The 14,613-nt window shown below is 69.7% G+C and carries 17 protein-coding genes; 5 read left to right on the top strand and 12 right to left on the bottom strand.

Annotated elements, in window-relative coordinates:
* Nucleotides 1-22: 22 nt before the first annotated feature.
* Nucleotides 23-565, top strand: coding sequence for a PPA1309 family protein (locus OG219_RS31890; protein WP_266832328.1), 543 nt, complete (start codon nt 23-25; stop codon nt 563-565).
* Nucleotides 566-585: 20 nt separating this feature from the next.
* On the opposite strand, the gene OG219_RS31885 is transcribed toward OG219_RS31890, so the two are convergent.
* The 4 genes from OG219_RS31885 to OG219_RS31870 all read right to left on the bottom strand — a co-directional run bounded on the left by OG219_RS31885 (nt 586) and on the right by OG219_RS31870 (nt 4,095).
* On the bottom strand, nt 586-1,680 hold the full coding sequence (locus OG219_RS31885; protein ID WP_266832326.1) for a PDZ domain-containing protein: 1,095 nt from the start codon (nt 1,678-1,680) through the stop codon (nt 586-588).
* An 86-nt stretch (nt 1,681-1,766) separates the two neighbouring features.
* The gene (locus OG219_RS31880; RefSeq protein WP_266836436.1) at nt 1,767-2,006 is read right to left on the bottom strand and encodes a hypothetical protein; all 240 of its coding nucleotides are present in this window, start codon (nt 2,004-2,006) and stop codon (nt 1,767-1,769) included.
* Between the two features lie 137 nt (nt 2,007-2,143).
* Entirely contained in the window at nt 2,144-2,605 is a 462-nt protein-coding gene (locus OG219_RS31875) for a molybdenum cofactor biosynthesis protein MoaE (protein ID WP_266836299.1), read from the bottom strand.
* Between the two features lie 377 nt (nt 2,606-2,982).
* The gene (locus tag OG219_RS31870) at nt 2,983-4,095 is read right to left on the bottom strand and encodes an SDR family oxidoreductase (protein WP_266832324.1); all 1,113 of its coding nucleotides are present in this window, start codon (nt 4,093-4,095) and stop codon (nt 2,983-2,985) included.
* 194 nt (nt 4,096-4,289) lie between these two features.
* Here OG219_RS31870 and OG219_RS31865 point away from each other — a divergent pair, with 194 nt between their 5' ends.
* Together OG219_RS31865 and OG219_RS31860 are read left to right on the top strand one after the other, a co-directional pair.
* On the top strand, nt 4,290-5,735 hold the full coding sequence (locus tag OG219_RS31865) for a zinc-dependent metalloprotease (RefSeq protein ID WP_266832322.1): 1,446 nt from the start codon (nt 4,290-4,292) through the stop codon (nt 5,733-5,735).
* Complete coding sequence (locus OG219_RS31860; RefSeq protein ID WP_266832320.1) at nt 5,732-6,253, top strand: NUDIX hydrolase; 522 nt, start codon at nt 5,732-5,734, stop codon at nt 6,251-6,253. The genes OG219_RS31865 and OG219_RS31860 overlap by 4 nt, the downstream gene beginning before the upstream one ends.
* Before the next feature lie 58 nt (nt 6,254-6,311).
* Here OG219_RS31860 and OG219_RS31855 read toward each other — a convergent pair whose 3' ends face one another.
* The 4 genes from OG219_RS31855 to OG219_RS31840 form a co-directional block, all read right to left on the bottom strand.
* Nucleotides 6,312-7,067 (bottom strand): AIM24 family protein, encoded by a 756-nt coding sequence (locus tag OG219_RS31855; RefSeq protein ID WP_266832318.1) that lies wholly within the window; start codon nt 7,065-7,067, stop codon nt 6,312-6,314.
* Nucleotides 7,068-7,083: 16 nt separating this feature from the next.
* The gene (locus OG219_RS31850; RefSeq protein ID WP_266832316.1) at nt 7,084-7,764 is read right to left on the bottom strand and encodes an AIM24 family protein; all 681 of its coding nucleotides are present in this window, start codon (nt 7,762-7,764) and stop codon (nt 7,084-7,086) included.
* 11 nt (nt 7,765-7,775) lie between these two features.
* Entirely contained in the window at nt 7,776-9,488 is a 1,713-nt protein-coding gene (locus tag OG219_RS31845) for a TerD family protein (RefSeq protein ID WP_266832314.1), read from the bottom strand.
* Between the two features lie 146 nt (nt 9,489-9,634).
* On the bottom strand, nt 9,635-10,231 hold the full coding sequence (locus OG219_RS31840) for a M48 family metallopeptidase (protein ID WP_266832312.1): 597 nt from the start codon (nt 10,229-10,231) through the stop codon (nt 9,635-9,637).
* A gap of 218 nt (nt 10,232-10,449) precedes the next feature.
* Between OG219_RS31840 and OG219_RS31835 the strand changes: the two genes are divergently transcribed.
* Together OG219_RS31835 and OG219_RS31830 are read left to right on the top strand one after the other, a co-directional pair.
* A complete protein-coding gene (locus OG219_RS31835; RefSeq protein ID WP_266832310.1) occupies nt 10,450-11,631 on the top strand; it encodes a TOMM precursor leader peptide-binding protein in 1,182 nt (393 codons plus the stop codon).
* Nucleotides 11,624-12,988 carry an AarF/ABC1/UbiB kinase family protein gene (locus OG219_RS31830; protein WP_266832308.1) on the top strand — a complete coding sequence of 455 codons (1,365 nt, stop codon included), beginning with the start codon at nt 11,624-11,626 and terminating at the stop codon, nt 12,986-12,988. Before OG219_RS31835 ends, OG219_RS31830 begins: the two co-directional genes overlap by 8 nt.
* A 34-nt stretch (nt 12,989-13,022) precedes the next feature.
* Here the strand turns inward: OG219_RS31830 and OG219_RS31825 are convergent, their stop codons facing one another.
* The 4 genes from OG219_RS31825 to OG219_RS31810 form a co-directional block, all read right to left on the bottom strand.
* Nucleotides 13,023-13,247: a hypothetical protein gene (locus OG219_RS31825; RefSeq protein WP_266832306.1), complete on the bottom strand. Its 225-nt coding sequence runs from the start codon at nt 13,245-13,247 to the stop codon at nt 13,023-13,025.
* 121 nt (nt 13,248-13,368) lie between these two features.
* Nucleotides 13,369-13,692 (bottom strand): hypothetical protein, encoded by a 324-nt coding sequence (locus tag OG219_RS31820; RefSeq protein WP_266832304.1) that lies wholly within the window; start codon nt 13,690-13,692, stop codon nt 13,369-13,371.
* Nucleotides 13,689-14,057: a WhiB family transcriptional regulator gene (locus tag OG219_RS31815; RefSeq protein ID WP_266832302.1), complete on the bottom strand. Its 369-nt coding sequence runs from the start codon at nt 14,055-14,057 to the stop codon at nt 13,689-13,691. Before OG219_RS31815 ends, OG219_RS31820 begins: the two co-directional genes overlap by 4 nt.
* A 172-nt stretch (nt 14,058-14,229) precedes the next feature.
* Nucleotides 14,230-14,553 carry a hypothetical protein gene (locus OG219_RS31810; protein WP_266832300.1) on the bottom strand — a complete coding sequence of 108 codons (324 nt, stop codon included), beginning with the start codon at nt 14,551-14,553 and terminating at the stop codon, nt 14,230-14,232.
* Between the last annotated feature and the right edge of the window lie 60 nt (nt 14,554-14,613).

Genomic DNA, 14,613 nt, shown 5'->3' with positions numbered 1-14,613 from the left:
CTAACGAGGCAGGATTGTGACCATGTCCAACACTCCCATGGCAGCGAGCCCGCTCACCCGGGCCGTACTCGAGATCGACGAGTACACCTCCGGCCTCGGCTGGGACCAGCCCGCCCGCCTCTTCGCCCTCGTAGACACCGCACGGCTGCGGGCCGAGGAACCCGGCCTCGCGGCCCAGCTCGGCCTGCAGGACGAGCCGGAGACCACCGGTCTCACCCCCATCGAGCAGGACGAGGTCCCTGCCGACAAGCCGCTGGACGAGTTCCTCGGCACCATCGCCTGGCCGGACGCCGTGGTCGGCTGCGCGCTCACCGTGGAGCGGCTGATGCTGCCGCCGTCCGCCGAGGCCTCCGTCCCTGAGGGCCTCAGCCAGAAGAAGCTCACGAAGTGGGTCGCCGAGCACCCGGACCGTCAGGAGGTACGCATGACGGTCGGCGTGCTGCGCGACGGCACCCGCGACTCCGCGCTGCGCCTGCGCGAGAAGGACGCCCCCACGGAGGTCCTCACGGGTTCGGGTCTGGTGCCTGGACTGGCGGAGGCGCTGTCGGCGACGTTCGCGGAGTAGTACTCCGGATCAGCCGGCGGCTACTTGGTGGTGCACTTCGGCAGGTCGGAAGTCTTGCCGGAGCTGATGTCCTTGAGGGCGCTCATCGCGTCGTCCATGGTGTTGACCTTGACGAGCGTGAGCCCCTCGGGGGTGTCCTTCGCGGCGGCCGCGCAGTTGTCCGCGGGCGTCAGGAAGTACTGGGCGCCCTTCTCCCGCGCGCCGACGGTCTTCATCTCGATGCCACCGATCGGGCCGACCTTGCCGGCGTCGTCGATGGTGCCGGTGCCGGCCACGAACTTGCCGCCGGTGAGGTTGCCCGGGGTGAGCTTGTCCACGATGCCGAGGGCGAACATCAGCCCCGCGCTCGGTCCGCCGACGTCGGCGAGCTTGATGTCGACGGTGAACGGGAAGGTGTGGTCGGTCCCGGCCGAGATGCCGACGATGGCACGGTCCTCACCGTCGTCGTCGGACTTCTTGGTGGTGAGCGTGACGTCCTCGGTCTCGGTCGCCGTCTTGTTCTCCTTCTCGGCGGCGGCCTGAGCCTTCGCGGGCACGATCGTGAAGACGACCTTCTCGCCCGGCTTGTGCTTGGTGACCAGGTCCGCGACATCGCCGGGCGCCTTCACCGTCGTACCGTCGACGGCCTTGATCACGTCTCCGGCGTGCAGTGCGCCCTCGGCCGGGGAGTCCTTGAGGACGGTGGAGACGATCACCCAGGACTGCACCGGGATGTCCAGCTCCTTGAGCGCCGCGACCTTGGCGCTCTCCTGGGACTGGCTGAACTCCTCGGCGTTCTCCTGCGTCGACTGCTCCTCCGTCTTTCCGTCGGGGTAGAGCGTGTCGTGCGGGACCACCTTGTTGTCGTGCGCCAGCCAGCCGTAGACCGCTTCCACGAGGTTCATGTTGTAGTCGGCGCTGGTGACCCGGACGGTCGTCATATTGAGGTGACCGGTCGCCGGATAGGTCTTGTGCCCGGTGATCTGCAGCACCGGCTCGCCGTCGTGGTCACCCAGCGTGTTCACGGTCGGGCCCGGCGACATCTCCGAGTACGGCACTTGGATGAACACTCCCGCGCAGAGGAGCGCGATCAGGATCAGGGTGGAGGCGAGCATCGTCGCGGTGCGGCGTGGCATGCCACGACATTACGGGACGGTGCTGTCAACGCACCGTCGGGGCCGTCCGTACGTGGTCCTGTCCTCGGCCTGTGAGCCCCGGGGCGTCAGACGGCGTCGGAGGCGGACTTCTCAAGGGCCACGGATCGCTTCGCGACGCCGGGCCTCTGCACGTCCTCGTACCCGTCCACGGCCTCGGGCCTCTCCATGGCCGCGCGGAAACGCGCGTAGCCGTCGAGCTCGATGCCGTCTCCCGCGGTCTTGCGGTTCCGGCTGGCCCAACTACCCCACAGTCCGGCACCGATCGCAGCCAAAAGCGGAATCAGCAACCAGGCGAGTGCCGCCATGCCGACCTCCCAACCCCATGAGCGACCGCAACTGACTGATCAGCAGATTAACCATCAGCAGTGTCAACGCTCACGCCAGGGGGTCGGTTACGCAACCGGAGGACAAGCGGAGGGAGGGCGGACGATCGGGTCGGCCCTCAGCAGGCCCCCACCCACTCCTCCGTACCGTCCGAGAACTTCTGATGCTTCCAGATCGGCACCTCGTGCTTCAGGTCGTCGATGAGCTTGCGACACGCCTCGAACGCCTCACCCCGATGCGGGCACGACACGGCGACGACGACAGCGAGATCCCCGACACCCAGATCCCCGATCCGGTGAACGGCGGCCAGCGCACGCACCGGGTACTCGGCGACCACCTTCTCGGCGACCCGCCGCATCTCCGCCTCGGCACTGGGGTGACACGAATACCCCAGCTCATCGACGTCGGCACCCCCGTCATGATTCCGCACAGTCCCCACGAACAGCGCCGTCCCCCCAGCGGCGTCGTCCCCCACGGCCCGAAAGACCTCATCGAGAGACAACGGCTCCTCACGAACCGCAATCAGCCGAATGGGATCCTGCGCGCCCTGCTCACCGGGATGGTCAAAGGTAGGTGCCATAACCCCATCGTGCATCACCCCACTGACACCACGGAATACGGTTTTCCCCCGGCACACGCGCGTGCAGCTTTGGAGCCTCCTACAACCCCCACAACCCGGCCCAGCGGAAGATCTTTCACCCCGTCCGGCGTTCGAGGACGAGGCACTCCCGTCCCGATCCCCCACCCACCCGTGAGGGCTACGCCCTTCAGCCCGGACCAGGTATCTCCAGCCCGTCCGGCGTTTGAGGACGAGCCCTTCGGGCGATCGGGGGTCTGGGGGCGGAGCCCCCAGGTACGGGACGGGTAGGGGCGGAGGGGGCGAAACACGCCTCTACGCCAGCACGGGCGCCGGGTGCCGGGCGCGTGCGCCGGTTACGAGGGGCGGCGCGCCGCCCCTCAGATCCGCCGCCGAGCCTTCCGCGCCCGCCGCACCACCGCAGCCGCCCCCAACAACGCCACCGTCGCCCCCGCGGCCCCCGCGGCAGTCGCATCCTTGCGCCCAAGCCGCCGCCCGACCACGGTGTGCCGCCCCGCGACCTCCTCCAGCAGCTCCGCGAGAACCTCCTCGTTGGTCCACTGAGGCCGCCACCCGGCGTCATGCAGCCGACTCCCGCTCACGACCCAGGGATACATCGTGTACGCCAGATCTCCCGCAGGCGAGGGAGTGAGCCCGATCCGGTGCAGCCGAGCAGCCGCACCGAGAGCGACCGCGGACGGCAGCTCCATCCGCCGGATCCCGCTCAGCTCCTCGACCTCCTCCTGCTCCAGCCACCCGTCGCACCCGACGGCCAGCTCCCCCTCCACCTTCTCCACGACGGCGTACTCCAGAGCGCTGCACAGATCCTCGACGTGGCAGAACTGCCACGCGGGCCGCGACCCCGCCACCACAAGCAGCCGCGGCGACTCGAAGTACCTGGTCAGAGCCGTATCGGTGCCGCCGACCAGCACAGCGGGCCGTACGACGGTGACATTGAGCCCCGGATGCGCACGCGGCGCCCGTCGCGCGAGCCGCTCGATCTCCAGGAGGTCGCCGACCCCCGTGGCCTCGGCCGTCGCCCGCAATTCGGCGTCTTCGGAGAGGGGCAGTTCGTTGTCCGGCAGCGCTCCGTAGACCATCGCGGACGTGCACAGCACGACCCGGTGCACCCCGGCCGCGGCGGCAGCCGTGAGCACGGTCTGCGTCCCCCGGACGTTGTACGCCGTCCGCGCCGCCGCGTCCGACTCGAGATCGAGGTCGAGCGCGAGGTGCACGACGACGTCCGCGCCGCGCAGTTTCTCGGCGATCACCGGATCGCGAACGTCCAAAATGTGCCACTGGGCGGCGGCGCACTCGCCACGCCGCTCGTCGATGGCGATGACCTGCTTGATCTCCTCGCTGGCGGCAAGCCGCTCGGTGAGCAGTGCGCCCACGCCGGACGCGGCGCCGGTGACCGCGACGACGGGCCCGCGCGCGGCCGGGCTGGTTGAGTGGTTTCGCGCTGCGCGAACCTGCGGATCTGGGGAACTCACCGGGCGTCTCCAGCGGTTGTCTTCAGTAACGGACGCGCGTGACGCGTGCGTACCAGGTGGCATCCATCCTGCCGCAGGCGGAGAGTCGGCGAAGCACCGAGGCCCGATCGGGCTGGGGTGTCTACGCTGGGTGGTGTGTTGTCGGGCAAGCCGCCGTCGGGAAGAACCGGCGGCCTTACCAGCCGAGGAATCCCGTGAGTGACACCCCATTCGGATTCGGCCTTCCGCCGGAGGAGCCGGAGAACGGCGACGAGGGCAAGAAGAAGGACCAGGAGAGCGGCGGTGGTCAGGGACCGGCCAACCCGTTCGGTTTCGGGGGTTTCCCCGGAGCCGACGGCCCCGGCGCCGACAATCCGCTCGCAGCCATGTTCGGTTCCATGAACCCCAACGACCTGGGCGCCGCGTTCCAGCAGCTGGGCCAGATGCTCTCGTACGAGGGCGGGCCGGTGAACTGGGACATGGCCAAGCAGATCGCCCGCCAGACGGTCTCCCAGGGCACCTCTGACGGCATCAAGGACGCGAGCATCGGCCCCGCCGATCGCACCGCGGTCCAGGAGGCCGTGCGCCTGGCCGACCTGTGGCTGGACGACGCGACCTCCCTGCCGTCCGGCGCGGGCTCCGCCGTGGCCTGGAGCCGCGCGGAGTGGGTCGAGGCGACCCTGCCGGTGTGGAAGGAGCTCGTCGACCCGGTCGCCGAGCGGGTCGGCGCGGCCATGGGCGATGTCCTGCCCGAGGAGATGCAGGCCATGGCGGGCCCGCTCATCGGCATGATGCGCTCCATGGGCGGCGCCATGTTCGGCACGCAGATCGGGCAGGCCGTGGGCGTGCTCGCGGGCGAGGTCGTCGGGTCGAGTGACATCGGCCTGCCGCTCGGCCCGGCGGGCAAGGCCGCGCTGCTGCCGCTGAACATCGAGTCGTTCGGCAAGGACCTGGGTGTCCCCCAGGAGGAGGTGCGGCTCTACCTCGCCCTGCGCGAGGCCGCCCACCAGCGCCTCTTCGCGCACGTGCCGTGGCTGCGCTCGCACCTGTTCGGCGCGGTCGAGGGCTACGCGCGCGGGATCAAGGTCGACACGGCCAAGCTGGAGGACGTGGTCGGCCAGTTCGACCCGCAGAACCCGGAGGAGCTCCAGAACGCACTCCAGCAGGGCATGTTCCAGCCGGAGGACACTCCGGAGCAGAAGGCCGCGCTGGCCCGCCTGGAGACGGCTCTCGCGCTCGTCGAGGGCTGGGTGGACGCGGTCGTGCACGCGGCCGCCAAGCCGCGCCTGACGTCCGCCGACGCGCTGCGTGAGACGCTGCGCCGCCGTCGCGCCTCGGGCGGTCCCGCCGAGCAGACCTTCGCCACGCTGATCGGCCTGGAGCTGCGCCCGCGCCGGCTGCGGGACGCCTCGCGCCTGTGGGCCTCGCTCACCGACGCGCGCGGGGTCGACGGCCGTGACGGCCTGTGGGCCCACCCGGACATGCTCCCCACGGCGTCCGACCTGGACGACCCGGACGGCTTCGTGCACCGCGAGCAGCTGGACTTCTCCGAGATCGACAAGATGCTCGGCGAGGCTGCGGGCGGTTCCGGTTCCGGCGACAAGCCGAACCTGAAGAAGGACGACAGCAAGGACGACGAAAAGGGCGACGACTCCGAGTGAGCCTGTACGACGACGCGGTCCTCGTACTCAAGAGCTACGAGGACCAGGAAGAGCTGCGCCAGGCGTACCTGGACCATCTGGCCGCACATCCGGACGGCATGTGGAAGGCCTGCACGGCGGGGCACATCACGGCGAGCGCCCTCGTGATGGACCCCGAACACGGCCGCGTACTGCTGACCCTCCACAAGAAGCTGAGGATGTGGCTCCAGATGGGCGGTCACTGCGAGCCGGCGGACGCCACGCTGGAGGTCGCGGCTCTGCGTGAGGCGACGGAGGAGTCGGGCATCACCGGTCTCAATCTGCTGCCGGGCGGTCCGGTGCGCCTTGACCGGCATCCGATCCCGCCACCGTGCCACTGCCACTTCGACGTCCAGTACGCGGTCGTGGCCGCACCGGGAGCCGTGCAGGAGATCAGCGACGAGTCGCTCGACCTGCGCTGGTTCGCGTACGACGAGGTCGCGGGCGTGGCCGACGAGTCGGTCGTACGACTCCTGGAAGCAACCCGCGCACGACTGTGAACGGGTAAGGGGCGACCGCAATGGCGGCCGCCCCTTACACGCTTGACTTCCCGGAAGCTCAGCTCCAGGCGTTGCCCTGGTTCTGTGCGTGGGCGCCCTGCTGCCCCATGCCGTACTGGGCACGCACTCCCTGGCCGATCACGGCGTTCTGCGGCGGCAGCAGCTCACTCGGCTGGACGAGCGCGTAGCCCTGTCCCAGGAAGCTGAGCTCCCAGCCCTCACCCGTGTTGCCACGGCGCCGAAACACTCCGGTGGAGTGGGTCTGGGCCTGCATCTGCACACGCAGGCTCGTGGACCACGCCACGATCGCGTCGGCGTCGCAGTTGACGTACTTGTCCGGCGTGACCTGCATCAGCAGCGGCATCCCGGAGGTCATCAGCGCGACCTTGCCGCGCCCCGTGATGTTGAGCTGGTACTTGCCGGAGCCGGAGATGCCGTACTGGCTGTCCACGGCGATGACCTCGTGGTGCAGCGAGGAGTCCATCGCCAGGACGTAGCTGCTGTCGACGGTGAGGCCGTCCTGGTCCACATCGACCACGTGCACGTGCTGCGCGAGGTTCGCCAGGTAGACGGTCCCCTGCCCGTGGCAGCGCATCAGGTCGAGGCCCTCGCCGGTGTGCGCACGCGACCGCTGCTGGCCGCTGTTCTGGTACTCGGCGTCGAACTCGACGAGCCCCTGGTACGCGACCATGGTGCCCTTGCGCGCGAGGATGTCGTCGTGGCCCTCCAGGACGACGCGCAGCATCTGCGAGTTCTGCAGGCTGTAGCGCTCCTGGGTCTGCTGTTCGTTGTAGCCGAAAAGCGGGCTCTGCATGATGTCCTGCTCCCCCTCAGCCCCGGACTCGGAGACGGTCGGTGCTGTCCTCGCTGGGCTGGACGACGACGATGCCCTGCCCGGAGAACGCCATCTGGAAGGCCTCGCCGCTGCCGCGTCCGATCAGCGACTGCGCCTTGAAGCTGCGCTTGCCCTTCACCTTGAGGTTCGGGGACCAGGCGACGAGCGCGTCCGGGTCGACGTACGTCTCGTCCTCACCGCCGCCGCAGTCCACGACGATCGGCTTGCCACGGGAGGTCAGCGCGACCCAGCCCTGCCCGGAGATCTTGGTGTTCCACAGGCCCTGACCCGCGAACTTGGCGAGCCCCTTGACCCGCTCGACGCCCCACGTCAGATGGGCGTCGAAGGCGAGCAGGTTGGTCGCGTTGACGGAGATCGCGTCCCCGTTGAGGTTGATCACGACGACGTTCGCACCGTAGTCAGCGAGGTAGAGCAGTCCGTCGCCGGAGGCCTTCATCAAAGGCGCGCCCTCACCGGTGGCCCAGTCGCGGGCGATCTGGCGTACGGCGGGCGGGTTGGGCTCGTACTGGACGAACCCTTCGTAAGCGACCATCGACCCCACGCGCGCGAGGAGGTCGTTTCCGGTCTGCATGGCGACCTTCAGCATGTGGTTGCCATGGTTCTCCATGCGGGCGGTGACGGGTGCCGGGGCGAAGCCCGAGAGTGGCTGGTTCATGACGGGCTCCCTCAGACCTCGTACGGCTGGACGACGATGAAATTGCCGGGCGCGCCGCGGAACTGGAGGTTCACGCTCTCGCCGGTGTCGCCCGGGTAGGCGTTCCGGCGCATCCGCACCTGGCTGGAAACGATCACCTGGGAGGCGGCGGACCAAGCGACGACCGCGTTGCAGTCGGCGAACGTCGTGGGCGTGACGGGCAGCACGACAGGCGCGCCATGCGTCTTGACGACGATCGTGCCGGTCCCCTGGAACTGCATCGTGAAGAGTGCGCCCCCGGGGATGCCGTGCCCCTCGATCCTGCGGACCTCGTACTGCAGCGTCTCGTCGAAGGCGAGGACGCTCTCGGCAGACACACAGATCCCGTCGCCCTGGAGTTCGATGGGGTGCACATGGGCGCCGTTCTCGGCGAGGAACACCTGGCCGCGACCCGAACAGCGCATCAGCTGCATCTCCTGGCCGGTCGCGTTGCCCACGATCCGCCCGGCGAAGCCGGCGCCCTTGTAACTGAAGTCGACCTTGCCCTGGTAGAGCACCATGCTGCCCTGACGGGCCAGGACGGCCTGATCACCACCCGCGCCGAGGTCGACGCGGACCAGCTTCTTGTTCTGCTGGGTCCAGCGCTGTCCGGTGGGCGTCTCCTTGAAGGCCTGCAACGCGGCGGACACACCGGCAGCACCTTGCGACGCACCCTGGGGAACGCCGTACGGAGAGGGTGCTCCTGCCTGGCCCGGAATCTGGCCCGGGACCTGGCCGAACGGCGGCTGCTGACCGTAGCCGGGAGGTGCGGTGGGAGCCTGCTGGCCGTAGCCCGGGGGCGCGGCCGGCGCCTGCTGGCCGTAACCGGGCGGCATGGGAGCCGTCTGGCCGGGAGGCTGCTGGCCGTAGCCCGGCGGCGGACCGGGCTGCGCCGGAGGCTGGGCGTACGGTGCGGGGCCCGGGGGCGGCACACTTCCGCCCGGCGGAGTGTGCAGGGGCGCGATGATGGTCGGCGCGGCGTGCACCGAGGGCGCGGGCGCCGGTGCGGGCGGCGGTGTGGTTGCCGGTGGCGGCGCGAAGCCCTGTGCGGCGGGCTGCGGCGCGGGGGCCGGGGCGGGCGCGGACGGCGCGCCGAACGCGGGGGGCGCGGCGGCCTGGGCCGGCGGCGCGAAGGACGGCGCTGCGGCGGCCTGCGGCTGCTGCGCGGCGGGCTCCTCCTCGGCGACCTCGCCGCCGAAGTTCTTCAGCAGCGCGTCGAGCCCGCCGTCGAAGCCCTGTCCCACGGCGGCGAACCGCCAGACGTCCTTCAAGTAGAAGTCGCCCAGCATCACGGCACGCTCCGTGGAGAACTCCGCGCCGCTGAACGAGTACCGGGCCACCTCCTCGCCTCCCGCGACGATGCGGAGGTATCCGGGGGCGATCTGGGACATCTGCCCGGCGCCGTCGAGTGTCGCCGTGAACGACAGCTTCTGGATCTGCGCCGGGATCCGGTCGAGCGTGACACGGAAGGACTCCCTGTCGCCCGCCTGGGCACCGAGGAGCTGAATGGACTCCTCAGGGGACTTCGGCTGGTTGAAGAAGATGAAGTACTGGTCGTCCGAGAGCCGTTCATCGGCGTCCAGGCCGAAGCAACTGATGTCGAAGGTCAGTCCGGGGCCAGCGATCTGTACACCTACGTACAGATCGGTGCCCGCGGTGAGGTCACTGATCTTGGCCTTGTGGCCGCGTTGGAATTCCCTGGCCATGCGTAACGACCGTCCCCCATCCCGAATGCAAGTACGTCGCGTCAGGCTAACGGCAAACGCCGACAGTGGAGGAAGCCGGTACAGACCCGGTACACAACCGCACCTTCCGTACAGGCGGACCGCCTGCGGTGCGGGCGGACCCGCCCCTACTCCTCGCGCACGCCGGGCGGATGGGGCAGCCGGTCGGCGGCCACCACCCCTTCGAGGTAGCCGCGCGCACGCTCCGTACGCGGATACGCCTCCAGGAGCCGCCAGAAACGGGGCCCGTGACCGGGCACGAGCAGGTGGGCGAGCTCATGGACGAGGACGTAGTCGACGACGTACTCGGGCATGCCCTGCAGCCGATGCGACAGCCGGATACTGCCCTCGGACGGGGTGCACGAGCCCCAGCGCGTGTTCTGGTTGGTGACCCAGCGGACCGAGGTGGGCCGGGCCCGGCCGTCGAAGTACTGACCCGACAGACGCGCGGCACGCTCGGTCAGCTCGGCGTCGCCGGGCACCCGTTTCTTCTCCTGGGCGGCCAGTTTGTCGAGCATGACAACCACCCAGCGCTGTTCCTCCGCCTCGGACATCCGGGCGGGGATGAGCACGACGGTGCGATCGCCCTCGCGGTACGCGGAGACCGTTCTGCGCCGTCGCGCGCTCCTGCGGACCTCGATCGCGCTCGCCCCCGAGCCGCTCGGCGGCGGGCTCGTCGTGCTGCGCTGTGGTTTTCCGGCGCGGTGCAGTGGGTCGGCGGGCACGCCCCGACGTTACCCGCTGCACACGGGGGAAGTCCCGTCCCCGGGACGGTTCGATGCCGATCCGCACCCCGTGCGCTTGATTTATGTGACGAATACCGCCGCCTGTGGACAACTTTCGGCACCTTCGGGCCGCGACGGGCATGCTGGCATTCGGTCGGCGAAGCGGGACCCGCACCCGCCGACACACGGGGACGTTCCACGGAGTACGGGGGTAGGTCATGCATCCGATCGTGAAGCCCGCGCTGCGGCGCGGCTGGAGGGATCTCAACACCGTCCAGTTCGGAATGGCACCCGCGCACGCGATAGTCCTTGGCCCGGTGGACACGGCGACGGGCAGCTTCCTCGATCTCCTCAACGGGACACGCGGGCTGCCGCTCCTGCGCGAGGAGGGGCGCAGGATGGGGTTCCCCGACGGCCATGTCGACGGACTGCTGGAGCGGCTGGCCCGGTCCGGTCTGCTGGACGACGCGACGGGCGGCGGCCCGGCTGCGGATGCTCTGCGTAAGAAGAAGGCGGTCCTCGACCGGCTGCGCCCCGACCTCGCGTCCCTCTCCGTCGTCGCTCCGGAACCGGGCGAAGGTATGAAACGCCTGGCCGCCCGCCGCTCCCTGCGCGTACAGGTGCGAGGCGCCGGCCGGGTCGGAGTGACCCTGGCTTCGCTGCTCGCCGGGGCGGGCGTAGGTGAGGTCGATGTCCGCGACAGCGGCTGCGTCGAGCCATGGGACGTCGCGCCGGGCGGCCTGCCCGCCGAGTCCATCGGCGAGCGCCGGGAGGAAGCCGCCCGGCGCGCGGTGCGCCGAGCGGCACCGGACCGTCCGCCCCGGACACCCCAGGACGGGGAGGAACTCGGACTGTCGCTGGTCATCCTCACCCCGCGAGACGGCCTCGCCGTCCACGCACCCGACCCGGTGGCCACCGAACCGCTGATCACCTCGGGGACACCGCATCTGTACGCGGGTGTCGTGGAGGGGACGGGTGTCGTCGGCCCTCTGGTCCTGCCGGGCGACACGGGCTGCGCGGGCTGTCTGGACCAGGGGCGCGTCGACCGGGATCCGACCTGGCCACGCCTGGTCGCGCAGTGGCGCTCCGGTCAGCAACGCAAGGTACCCGCGTGCGACCTCGCGCTGGCGGCCGGCGTCGCCGGAATGGCCGCGGGTCACGCGCTGGCCTTCCTCGACGGGGAGTTGCCCTCAAGTGCCGGAGCGCGCTGGGAGGCGTCCGTGCCGGGCTTCGACTGGCACTCGAGACCGGTCTGGTCGCATCCCGAATGCCCCTGCGGAGCAGCGGAGAAAGGTAAGAAGGGGGAGCGCGCCTCGGAGGACGGGGAGTCGCACGAGACAATGGCGGGGCAACAGCCGTACGCGGCTCGGCTGTCCGGTACTTGGAGGGCGCATGTCTGATCTTCCCCGGAAGGCAGTCACCCGTACGGCCAAACTCGCCGCGCTGCCACTCGGCTTCGCCGGGCGCGCCACCTGGGGGCTCGGCAAACGGATCGGCGGGAAGTCGGCGGAGATCGTGGGCCGCGAGCTGCAGCAGCGGACGGCGGAGCAACTGTTCAAGGTGCTCGGTGAGCTCAAGGGCGGGGCGATGAAGTTCGGGCAGGCGCTGTCCGTCTTCGAGTCGGCGCTGCCCGAAGAGGTCGCGGGACCGTATCGCGCGGCGCTGACGAAGCTCCAGGAGGCGGCGCCTCCGATGCCGACACGCACCGTGCACTCCGTGCTGGAGGAACGGCTCGGCGAAGAGTGGCCCGAGCTGTTCCTCGAGTTCGAGGACAAGCCGTCCGCGGCGGCCTCGATCGGCCAGGTACACCACGCGGTGTGGCACGACGGCCGAGAGGTCGCTGTGAAGGTGCAGTACCCCGGAGCGGGCGAGGCGCTGCTCTCCGATCTGACCCAGCTCAGCCGGTTCGCCAGGCTTCTCGGCCCGCTGATCCCGGGGATGGACATCAAGCCGCTCATCGCGGAACTGCGCGACCGGGTGTCCGAGGAGCTCGACTACGGACTTGAGGCACAGGCCCAGACGGCTCATGCGGAGGAGTTCGCGGGCGACCCGGATGTCCTCGTACCGGCGGTGGTCCACCAGTGCGACCAGGTTCTGGTCACCGAATGGATCGACGGCATACCCATGTCGGAGGTGATCGCCGAAGGCACCCACGAGCAGCGGGACCGCGCCGGCCAGCTGCTGGCCCGTTTTCTTTTCTCGGGCCCGGCCCGCACCGGACTGCTGCACGCCGATCCGCACCCGGGGAACTTCCGTCTCCTGCCGGACGAGAAGAACGGCTGGCGTCTGGGCGTCCTGGACTTCGGCACGGTGGACCGCCTCCCGGGCGGCCTGCCGTCAACGATCGGCGAGTCCCTCCGCATGACCCTCGACGGCGAGGCCGAAGCGGTCTACGAACTGCTCTGCGAGGAGGGCTTCGTCAAGGAGTCCATAGAGCTCGAACCCGACGCGGTCCTGGACTACCTCCTGCCCATCATCGAACCGGCCCAGGTGGACGAGTTCACCTTCACCCGAGGCTGGATGCGCAGCCAGGCCGCTCGCGTGGGCGACCCCCGCTCCCCCGCCTACCAGTTGGGCAAGCGGCTCAACCTGCCCCCGTCGTATCTCCTGATACACCGTGTGACGCTGAGCACCATCGGTGTCCTGTGCCAACTGGGCGCGACGGTCCGCCTGCGCGACGAACTGGAGGAGTGGCTGCCCGGATTCCTACCGGAGGACGAGCTGGCGGACGGGACGGGGACGGCCGCCGAAGCCTGACGGAAGGCGGTTCACCAGCCTGCCGGGCGGAAATTCACCACCACGCGGAATCCAGCCGCCCCTCGATCGCTCTCAGATGTGTGCGAGCGCAGCTGTCACAGAAGTAGTGGCGGGTGCCGTTCTCCATGGAACAGGTCCAGGTCGGCTGGGCGCCGTCCGCCGGGGTGCCGCATCGGGCGCACTCGATGTGCTGGGCCTCTGCCGCGTCGGGCCGCTGCGCTGAGCCGGTGCTGTCACTGTCCCCGGGAAGACTCGTCACCCGGCGACGATATCGCCGTGATCGGCGGTTCGCCGGACACAACGCACCGCGGGGGCCGGTCCGGACGGACCGACCCCCGCGAGGAGTTACTGCTTGCGACTACTGCTAGCGACTGCCTCGGCTACTGCATGACCGCCATGGCCAGCGCACGCCGGGCTCGCATCGAAGCGCGCTCGGCACGACGCTGCATCCGGCGGGCGGTCGCCAGGCGCACGGCCCGGCGTTCCCGTTCGGCCTCGTGCAGTCGCTCGTGCATATGCGCACGAGCCAGGGCTTCTGGAATGAGTTGCATCTCTCGGGTCCTGTTCTGACGCGAGTCGTTCGCGTCGGTGGAGGTGAAGTCTGGGGTCGCGGAGCCTGCGGGCTCGCTGGTGGACGGCTTCATCGGGGCCTGTTTCTTGGGGTCGTTCGTCAGGGGGCGGTCGATCGTTCCTCGGATGTTCATGCCGCGACCGGGTTCTTGCGCGGGCGGCCACGCGGCCGCTTGCGGGCCACGACGACACCCTGGACGAAGAGCTCGCCACCCCAGACGCCCCAGGGCTCACGCCGCTCCTTGGCACCGGCGAGGCAGGCCTCGACCAGCGGGCAGGTACGGCAGAGGGACTTGGCGTACTCGACGTCGGCCGGCGACTCGGCGAAGAAGACCTCCGGGTCGTAGGAACGGCAGGGGACGGGTACGCCGAGGTTCTCGATGGCGTCGTCGAGCGCGGTGAGCGCAGTGAGCGGGATCAAGGTGGAGTCCTCCGTGAGGCCGGGCGGGGGGATCGTTTCGGAAGGCGGTACGGACGGGGCGTGCGCTTCGAGTTGCACGGTTGGTCTTCCTCGTCTGGTCGTGCCGGCCGGTTGGCCGGTTGGCGGCTGGTACCGGGTTCTTTTCTTGTCCCGAGGCCCCTTCGCTCTGCTGTCCCCGGTCGGGGACAAACAGAAGGGCCGCGGATCCCGGGTGGGGTTCCGCGGCCCTGAAGGCGCCGGCCTGATCGAATCAGGCTGGATCACTCCAGGGTTCAGGCCCACGGAAGGCCCACATCGTGTGGTGCTGCTTCGTCTGCTTCAGCGATCCGGCACCGGCTGCCGCAAAGGCATAGGCACGCGCCTCTGCCACTACTGCTGCTTCCAGTGCCTGGGTCGGTCGCTCATTGCGCTCACGGATGGGAAGACCCGAGAGAGACACGGAGGACGCCGGCCGGACGGCAGGATTGCCAGACAGACCGGTGCCCAGGTTCGAGACGCCGAGCAGGCACGTGGAGACGACCGAGCGATCGGTCATTTTGGCGGTGCTGATGAAGCTCGTGGTGATGCTGATCACTGGAATCGCCTCCTCTCGGCGTCTAGGGGGACCGGGGTGAACCAGTCCGACGGCTACTAA

Source organism: Streptomyces sp. NBC_00038 (assembly GCF_026343635.1).
In the GTDB taxonomy this organism is placed as follows: Bacteria; Actinomycetota; Actinomycetes; order Streptomycetales; family Streptomycetaceae; genus Streptomyces.
The sequence above is the reverse complement of the archived record's forward strand: the minus strand, read 5'-3'. Positions and strand labels throughout refer to the sequence as shown.

Excerpts from the sequence above, each read along its gene's own strand:
- OG219_RS31890 (WP_266832328.1), top strand. The coding sequence starts at position 23 with ATGTCCAACACTCCCATGGCAGCGAGCCCGCTCACCCGGGCCGTACTC.
- OG219_RS31885 (WP_266832326.1), bottom strand. The coding sequence starts at position 1,680 with ATGCCACGCCGCACCGCGACGATGCTCGCCTCCACCCTGATCCTGATC.
- OG219_RS31880 (WP_266836436.1), bottom strand. The coding sequence starts at position 2,006 with ATGGCGGCACTCGCCTGGTTGCTGATTCCGCTTTTGGCTGCGATCGGT.
- OG219_RS31875 (WP_266836299.1), bottom strand. The coding sequence starts at position 2,605 with ATGGCACCTACCTTTGACCATCCCGGTGAGCAGGGCGCGCAGGATCCC.
- OG219_RS31855 (WP_266832318.1), bottom strand. The coding sequence starts at position 7,067 with ATGCAGAGCCCGCTTTTCGGCTACAACGAACAGCAGACCCAGGAGCGC.
- OG219_RS31850 (WP_266832316.1), bottom strand. The coding sequence starts at position 7,764 with ATGAACCAGCCACTCTCGGGCTTCGCCCCGGCACCCGTCACCGCCCGC.
- OG219_RS31845 (WP_266832314.1), bottom strand. The coding sequence starts at position 9,488 with ATGGCCAGGGAATTCCAACGCGGCCACAAGGCCAAGATCAGTGACCTC.
- OG219_RS31835 (WP_266832310.1), top strand. The coding sequence starts at position 10,450 with ATGCATCCGATCGTGAAGCCCGCGCTGCGGCGCGGCTGGAGGGATCTC.
- OG219_RS31830 (WP_266832308.1), top strand. The coding sequence starts at position 11,624 with ATGTCTGATCTTCCCCGGAAGGCAGTCACCCGTACGGCCAAACTCGCC.
- OG219_RS31820 (WP_266832304.1), bottom strand. The coding sequence starts at position 13,692 with ATGAACATCCGAGGAACGATCGACCGCCCCCTGACGAACGACCCCAAG.